The organism is Micromonospora sp. NPDC047753 (assembly GCF_040642735.1).
Lineage (GTDB): Bacteria > Actinomycetota > Actinomycetes > Mycobacteriales > Micromonosporaceae > Micromonospora.
In genome coordinates this window covers 1-7,756 of record NZ_JBEYSL010000336.1, presented here as the reverse complement: position 1 = coordinate 7,756, position 7,756 = coordinate 1, and the positions used below count along the sequence as shown (strand labels likewise).

Sequence of the window (7,756 nt, the reverse complement as noted above, 5' to 3'; positions counted from 1 at the left end):
CTCGGCCACGTCACCGAGCCGCTCGGTGAGCAGCAGCGCCTCGGTACGGGCCACATTGACGTTGTTCACCGATATCGCATTGATCCCACAGGAGGCCAGCAGCCTCCCGTACTCCCGCACCCGGGCCAGGTCGCCGCGCGGACGGCCGTCCTGCCAGAAGATCGAGCCGCCCGCGTACCCCCGTTCGACCTGGCCCATCACCGGGTGCACTGCCACGTTGTCCCAGTGGTTCAGCATTCGTCGGCGCAGCGCCGGCCGGTGCCGCTCCGGGGGTCGGGCCGGGTCGAAGGCCGCCGCGCAGAGCCGGACCACCTGGAAGAGCCCGTACAGCAGGCCGGCGGGTGCGTCGGCCAGCACCGCCGTCACGTCGCCGGCCCGCGCCAACACGAAACCCTCGTCGCCGAGCGTCCCGCCGTCGCCCAGCTCGACCAGCGCCGCCTCGCCGGCGGCGCGGGCCGCCTCCACCGCCGGATTGGGCAGCTCGGCGGCATCGCGCAGGGCGAGCACCAGGTCGACGTCGACGTCCCAGGACGGGGAGTGCCACACCCGTCCGCCGTAACGGGCGCAGGCGCGCGAGACCTCGTTGAGGACGGTGTCGACGAGCAGCCCCTCGCCGTGCAGGAGGATGCGACGCGCGCCGAGCGACCGGAACGCCTCCGGCGGCAGCCAGGCCGGGTGGACGCGCGGTTCGTCACCGTCCATCGACTCCTCGACGAACATCAGCTGCTCCAACTCCACCGACTCTTCGGCGTTCACCGGTCCTCCTCCAGCACGACAACCCCGTACGCCGGCAGCCGCAGGGCGCCGCCGGCCGCCGTACGGTCGCCGGTGAGCAGGTCGACGCCGCCGGTCCGGGCGGTCACCTCGACCGGCTCGGCGCGGTGGTTCAGCAGAAACAGCAGCCGCGACCCGTCCGCCGCGACCCGCACGGCGGATTCCAGGTCCGGCACGTCCGGGTAGGGCCCGAGCAGGTCGTGCCGGGCGAGCACCTGCCGAACGACCCAGGACACCCCGGACTGGTCCAGCCCGGTGGCCACGTACCATCCGTCGCCGGCGCCGAAGGAGTTACGGGTCACCGCGGGGGTGCCCGCGTAGAAGTCGGCCTGGTACGTGCCGACGACCTGCGCGCCCTGCGGAATCACCAGCTCGAACAGCAGGCTCGCGTCGACGTCGACCTGATCCGCGCCGTCGCCGAGGCGGACCGTGTTGACCACCTCCGGGCCGCGGGCGTCCCACTCGTCGACCCGGACGCCCATGAGCTGACCGAGCGGGCCCGGCACGTCCATCAGGAACGCCTGGTCGTTCTCGTCCACCCGGCCGGACAGGTAGGTGGTCAACACCGACCCGCCGCGCGTCGCCACCGCCTCCAGCCGCTGCGGCAGGTCACCCTTGAGCAGGTGCAGGGCCGGGGCCACGACCACGTCGTATCCGGACAGGTCGGCGGTCACCGCGACGACGTCCAGGTCCACACCGGCGTCCCAGAGGGCCCGGTGGTACGCGAGCACGACCTGCTGGTAGCGGACCAGCCGGGACGGGCCGTCGGACAGCTCCAACGCCCACCAGCTGTCCCAGTCGAACAGCAGCGCCACCCGGGCCGGGGTCCGCGCGCCCAGTGACGCCGGGCCGAGCCGTTCCAGTTCGGCGCCCAGCTCGGCGACCTCCCGGAACACCCGGGTGTCGGAGCGACCGGCGTGGCCGATGACGGCACCGTGGTACTTCTCGCTGGCCCCACGGGAGGCACGCAGCTGGAAGAAGAGGACCGCGTCAGCGCCGTGCGCCACGGCCTGCCAGCTCCACAGCCGCATCAGACCGGGGCGCTTCAACGGGTTGACGTCGCGGCACGCGGTGAAGCTCGGGGTCTGTTCCATCAGCCAGAACGGCTGGCCGTCCTTGAGCCCGCGCATCAGGTCGTGGGTCAGCGCCATCCTGGCCGCCGACGCGTCGTCGGGCGGGTAGTTGTCCCAGGAGACGAAGTCCAGATGAGGTGCCCAGCGGTGGTAGTCGATCGGGCGGTACATGCCCATGAAGTTCGTGGTCACCGGCAGTGCCGGGCTGGACTCCCGGATGGCCGCCTTCTCGTCGCGGAAGTTCGTCAGCATCGCGTCGGAGGTGAACCGCAGGTAGTCCAGTGTGATGCCCGGGAACGCGGTGTGGTCCGGGCCACGCCAGTGCTCGGTCAGCGCCGAGGGCGGCTCGACCTCGTCCCAGTCGGTGAAGGTGTGCGACCAGAAGGTGGTGTACCAGGCCCCGTTCAGCTCGTCGAGGGTGCCGTAGCGGAGACGCAGCCAGTTCCGGAAGCCGGCCGCGCACAGGGCGCAGTAACAGGCGCCGCCGTACTCGTTGCCGACGTGCCAGGCGAGCACCGCCGGGGTGTCGGCGTAGCGACGGGCGACCCGGCGGGCCAGCTCCGTCGAGAGCCGGCGGAAGATCGGCGAGTTGGGGCAGGAGTTGTGTCGCTGGCCGAAGCGGTGCTTGCGGCCCTCGAAGTCGGTCCGGGTCACCTCGGGGTACGCCTTCGCCAACCACGGTGGGTGGGCTCCGGTGCCGGTGGCCAGGCAGATCCCGCGTCCCTCGGCACTGGCCCGCTCGACGATCCTGTCCAGCAACGCGAAGTCGTAGGTGCCCTCGGCGGGTTGGGTGAGCGCCCAGTCGAACACCCCGAGGGTGACGAGGTCGATCCGTGCCGTGTCGAAGAGACGGTAGTCCTGCTTCCACACGTCCTCGGGCCACTGTTCCGGGTTGTAGTCGCCCCCGAAGGGCACCTTGGCGCTGAGGGGCCGGCTCATCTGGTGAACTCCTCCCGGATCAGGTGGATCATCGGGTCGCCGACGCGCAGGTACGCCAGCACCGCGATCGACGCCAGCAGCATCAGCACCGCTTCGGAGAAGACCGCGGTGATCCCGGCCGCAGCGGCCAGCAGCAGGGCGTTGCCGACGGGAACACCGGGGGTACGCACGAGGAAGTGCACGGCCAGCCGGAGCACGTCGCGGGTGCGGAAGTCGAACAGCGAGGTGATCACCAGGGCGTTGGCCGCGCCAAGCGTCACGCCCACTCCGATCAGCACCAGCGGCACCGCCCACCAGCTCGACAGGCCGGCAGCGTCGCGGTAGGCGAGGTTCACGGCGAGCACTGTCAACCACAGCAGCGTCGGCACCCAGACGCGCAGCACGCCGAGCACGTTGGCCCGGTAGCCGTGCCAGAACAGGGTGGCCGGGCGCAGGTCGGTCAGGTCGGTTCGCTGGTGGCGCAGGGCGTACAGGGCGGCGGAGATCGCCGGGCCGACCGGTACCAGCAGGAGCGCGGCCAGCGGCAGGTTGCTCGGATCGCGGCCCAGCACCAGCAGCGGAAGCAGGGCGGGCAACGTGGTGAGCAGCAGGAGCAGCTCGACCACGAGCAGGATGTAGACGCGCGAGGTGATCCGCGACAGTGGCCCGTCGCCGAGCTGTCGCCGGGTCTGAGTCGCGCCACTCACGCTCGCTCCCTCCGGTCGACTCAGCTGATCCGTGGTCACCGGGGGTCCGGCCGGGCCGCGCCAGGGGCGACCCGACCGGACTCCCGCCCATCAGCCGTTGTTCTTCTGGAACCGCTCGTACGCCTTGTTGACCAGGTCGATGTACTGGTCGGAGTTCTTGGCCTTCAGCTCGGCCACGTACGCGTCCCACTCACTGAGCGGACGCTGACCGAGGGCGAACTTCAGCGTGTTCTGGGTGACGAAGTCCTTCAGCGGCGTCTCCCAGAGCGACACCTGCTCGCGCTCCTCGTCGCTCAACGGGGCCGGCGGGGGCACCACCCTCGGCTTGCGGGCGTCCATCACCTTCTGGAACTCCAGCTCCTCCGGCGAGAAGAACCCACGAACCAGGTCGGGAGTGCCGCCGTAGGCGAAGACGCCGTTGTGGAAGCCGAAGTCCTTCTGCAGGTGCTTGGGCGCCTTCGGGTTGAGCCCGAGGAAGTCGACCCCGGGGTTGAGCGTGCGCTTGCCGGACGCGTCCTTGGTGAAGGTCGTGCCCTCGACGCCCCAGCGGGCAAACTCCAGGCCTGCGTCCGAATACCACAACCAGTCGATGAACTGCATCATGGCCACGAAGTTCTTGCTCTCCCGAGCCTTCGTGGAGATCATGATGCCGTTCTCCAACCGGGGGAACGGGTTGATCTCGCCAGCCGGGCCGATCGGCAGCGGGATCTTGGCCATCTTGGCGTTCGGCAGGGTCTTGGCCAGATCGGGGCGGTGGTTGTTGACCAGGGTCTGCGCGTTGCCGGTGACCACGAAGGACTTGCCGTTGGCGAGCTTCTGGCGGGCCTGGTCGTCGGTCTGGGTGAAGCTTTCCGGGTCGAGCAGGCCCTCGGCGACGAGCTTGTGCAGGTAGGTGACCATCTGCTTGTACTGCTCGGACGCGCCGGTGTAGCTGAACTTCTTCGCCGCCGGGTCCCAGGTCGCGTGCTGGTAGTCCCAGCCCGCCTGGGTGCCGTGGGCCGAGCCGAGGATGTTCAGCAACGCGCCGGTCGGGTTGGGCTTGCTGAAGAGGTCGGAGTACGGGTAGACGTTCGGGTACTTGGCCTTCATCGCCTTGAGCACCGTGTACAGCTCGTCCCAGGTCTTCGGGACCGCCAGGTTGAGCTCCTGCATGATGTCGGTGCGCACCAGCACCGTGTAGTCCTGCGTGGGCTTCTCGTGCAGGCCGGGCAGCAGGTAGAACTTACCGTCGGACTGCCGCAGGTTGTCGATCTCCGGCTGGAGGTTCCACTTGGTGATCTTGTCCTTGAGGTTGGGCATCAGGTCCAGGTAGTCGCTCACCGGGAGGATCGCCCCGGAGGACACGAAGGCGTTCTCCTGCGGGTGGTACGTCTTCGGGATGATCAGCGGGGCGTCGCCGGCGCCGATCAGCAGGCTGCGCTTCTGCTCGTAGTCGCTCAGCGGCACGGCCACCGGATCGATCGTGACATTGGTCCGCTTGGTGAGCTCCGACCAGAACAGCCAGTCTTCCTTGAGCGGGTAGAACGTGTGGTTGTTGTAGAGGGTGGAGAACGAGAGAGCCTCGGTGGCCTTGAACTGGTCGCCGATGCCGTAGTTGGCCATCGCGCCGACCCGGTTCTCGGAGAGGTCGGTCGACTCACCGGGGTCCTCGGAACAGGCGGTGGTGAGGGAGAGCGCTAGCAGACCCGCTGTGGCTACCGCCACGCGGCGCCACGTCTTGTGGAGCATGGCTCGTCCTTTCAATGGTGGGGGTCGGAGGTGCCGCGCGCTCGCCGTCATCCCTTGACCGCGCCGAGCATCACGCCGCGGACGAAGTACCGCTGGACGAAGGGGTAGACCGCCAGGATCGGCAGGGTGGTGAGCACGATCGTCACGGCCTGGAGTGTGGCCGCGGCCTGCACGACGTCGGCCTCGGCCGCGCCTGACTGCTGTGCGTCGGTGGCACCCGCGATCAGGTTGCGCAGGTAGACGGTGACCGGCAGCAGGTCCTGCCGGTCGATGTAGAGGAACGCGGTGAACCACGAGTTCCAGAAGGAGACCGCGTAGAAGAGCACCATCGTCGCGATGATCGCCTTCGACAGCGGCAGCACGATCCGCAGCAGGATGCCGTACGTGTTCAGCCCGTCGACGGCCGCGGCCTCCTCCAGCTCGCTCGGCAGGCTCTCGAAGAACGCCTTCATCACCAGCAGGTTGAACACGCTGATGGCGTTGGGGACCACCACGGCCCAGATGGTGTTCTTCATCCCCAGACTGGTGACCAGCACGTAGTTGGGGATCAGACCACCGGAGAAGAACATGGTGAACAGCGCGACCCCGATGAGCACTCCGCGCCCCTTGAGCTGCGGCTTCGACAGCACGTACGCGTAACAGGTGGTCAGCACGATCGAGATGAGCGTCGCGACCACCGTGTACACCACAGTGTTGCGGTAGTTCGTCCAGAACATCGAGTCGGACATCACCAGCTTGTACGCGGTCAGGTCGAACCCGCGCGGGAAGAAGGTGACCTTGCCGGCGATGATGTACGCCTCTTCGCTGAGCGAGCGGGCCACGATGTTGAGGAACGGGTACAGCGTCACGACCACGACGCCGAGCAGGACGACAGTGTTGACGACGCGGAAGATCCGGTAACCCCGGCTGTCGTCCGGCCCGCGCGTCTTCGGAGCGTCGATCTTCGTACCGAAGGTCACCACAGGCTCGTCCCGACAGTGCGACGGGAGATGACGTTCGCCGACAGGACGAGGATCAGCCCGATCACCGCCTCGAAGAGGCCGATGGCCGCCGCGTAGCTGAAGTTGCTCGACTGGAAGCCCATCCGGAAGAGGTAGGTGGAGACCACGTCGGCGGTCGGGTACGTCAACGGGTTGTAGAGCAGCAGGATCTTCTCGAACCCGACGGCCAGGAAGCTGCCGATGTTGAGGATCAGCAGGGTCATCATCGTCGGGCGGATGCCGGGCAACGTGATGTGCCAGGTTTGGCGCAGCCGGCCGGAGCCGTCGATCCGGGCGGCCTCGTACAGGTCCTCGTCGATGGTGGTGAGGGCGGCGAGGTAGAGGATCGTGCCCCAGCCGACCGTCTGCCAGACCTCGGACGAGACGTAGATGGTGCGGAACCACTCCGGTCTCTGCAGGAATGCCACCGGGTCGCCGCCGAACAGGCTGACGAGTTGGTTGGCCGTGCCCTCGATCGAGGTCAGCTGCATGACCATCGCCGCCACGATCACGATCGACAGGAAGTGTGGCAGGTAGGAGACGGACTGGACGAAGCGCTTGAAGCGGCGGGCCCGGACCTCGTTGAGCAGCAGTGCCAGCACGATGGGCAGCGGGAAGCAGAACAGCAGTGTCAGCGCTCCGAGCACCAGAGTGTTGGTGAACACCTCCCAGAACGTCGGGTCGCTGAGGAACATCCGGAAGTAGCGCAGCCCGACCCAGTACTCACCGAAGATGCTGCCGCCCGGCTTGAACCGACGGAACGCGATGATGTTGCCGATCATCGGCAGATACCGGAACACCAGGAAGAACAGCAGCGGCAGGATGGCGAGGGAGTAGAGCTGCCAGTCCCGGCGCAGTGCCTGCCGCCAACTGCGACGGCGTCGTGGCGAGCGCGGGGCAGGGCTCTGCGCCCGCTGCGGAGGACTCGGCGGCGCCGGCGGCGGTGGCCGCAGGGTGGATGTCATCCGTGGCCTCCTATGCCGACTGCGCAACGGCCACGAGGGGCTCGACCCACACCGAGGTGAGCAGTTCCCGCTCGAAACCGACCTGGCGTTCGGTGCCGACCAGTCGCAGCGGCAGGGCCGCCGCCACCTCGCCGCTGGATAGGCCGAACCGCAGCTCGACGTCGCCGGGCTCGACGATCCGTCTGCCGGTCAGCCCGGTGAACGACGCCACGTCGGCAGGTACGCCGAACGTCACGTGCGCCACCTCGCCGGCCGCCAGCGGCAGCCGGGTGTAACCGATCAGCCGGACCACCGGACGGGTGGTCTGCGCGACCGGGTCGTGCAGGTAGAGCTGCACGACCTCGGTGCCGGCCCGCTCACCGGTGTTGGCGACGGTGATCCGCACCCGTACCTCGCCGTCGACCGGCCAGGCGGTCGGATCTTCACGCGGTTCGACCACTGTGGCGTCGGACCAATCGAAGGTGGTGTAGCTCAGCCCGTGGCCGAACGGGTACGCCGGGGTCGGGTCGATCGAGGCCTGCGCACGGCGCTGCGGCACGTGGCCGAGGTGGGCGGGCATGTCGTGGTCGACCTGAGCCGGGTGCACATCATCGACTCGACCGGCCTCGGTC

General features: G+C 68.5%; 6 protein-coding genes and 1 pseudogene. All 7 read right to left on the bottom strand.

The window, feature by feature from the left end:
• Positions 1-756, bottom strand: a pseudogene (locus tag ABZ749_RS24390) (alpha-glucuronidase); the annotation flags it as partial.
• On the bottom strand, positions 753-2,786 hold the full coding sequence (locus tag ABZ749_RS24385) for a beta-galactosidase (protein ID WP_357231575.1): 2,034 nt from the start codon (positions 2,784-2,786) through the stop codon (positions 753-755). The gene ABZ749_RS24385 and the pseudogene ABZ749_RS24390, both read right to left, overlap by 4 nt.
• A complete protein-coding gene (locus tag ABZ749_RS24380) occupies positions 2,783-3,472 on the bottom strand; it encodes a DUF624 domain-containing protein (protein ID WP_357231572.1) in 690 nt (229 codons plus the stop codon). Before ABZ749_RS24380 ends, ABZ749_RS24385 begins: the two co-directional genes overlap by 4 nt.
• A gap of 90 nt (positions 3,473-3,562) precedes the next feature.
• Positions 3,563-5,200 carry an extracellular solute-binding protein gene (locus ABZ749_RS24375; RefSeq protein WP_357231569.1) on the bottom strand — a complete coding sequence of 546 codons (1,638 nt, stop codon included), beginning with the start codon at positions 5,198-5,200 and terminating at the stop codon, positions 3,563-3,565.
• Between the two features lie 47 nt (positions 5,201-5,247).
• Positions 5,248-6,159 (bottom strand): carbohydrate ABC transporter permease, encoded by a 912-nt coding sequence (locus ABZ749_RS24370; protein ID WP_357231566.1) that lies wholly within the window; start codon positions 6,157-6,159, stop codon positions 5,248-5,250.
• Positions 6,156-7,145, bottom strand: coding sequence for an ABC transporter permease subunit (locus ABZ749_RS24365; protein WP_357231563.1), 990 nt, complete (start codon positions 7,143-7,145; stop codon positions 6,156-6,158). The genes ABZ749_RS24370 and ABZ749_RS24365 overlap by 4 nt, the downstream gene beginning before the upstream one ends.
• Before the next feature lie 10 nt (positions 7,146-7,155).
• The coding region (locus ABZ749_RS24360) for a fibronectin type III-like domain-contianing protein (RefSeq protein WP_357231560.1) at positions 7,156-7,756 on the bottom strand (601 nt) is incomplete at its 5' end.

Bases quoted from the DNA above. Each gene is read 5' to 3' on its own strand.
- ABZ749_RS24385 (WP_357231575.1), bottom strand. From the start codon at position 2,786: ATGAGCCGGCCCCTCAGCGCCAAGGTGCCCTTCGGGGGCGACTACAAC.
- ABZ749_RS24375 (WP_357231569.1), bottom strand. From the start codon at position 5,200: ATGCTCCACAAGACGTGGCGCCGCGTGGCGGTAGCCACAGCGGGTCTG.
- ABZ749_RS24365 (WP_357231563.1), bottom strand. From the start codon at position 7,145: ATGACATCCACCCTGCGGCCACCGCCGCCGGCGCCGCCGAGTCCTCCG.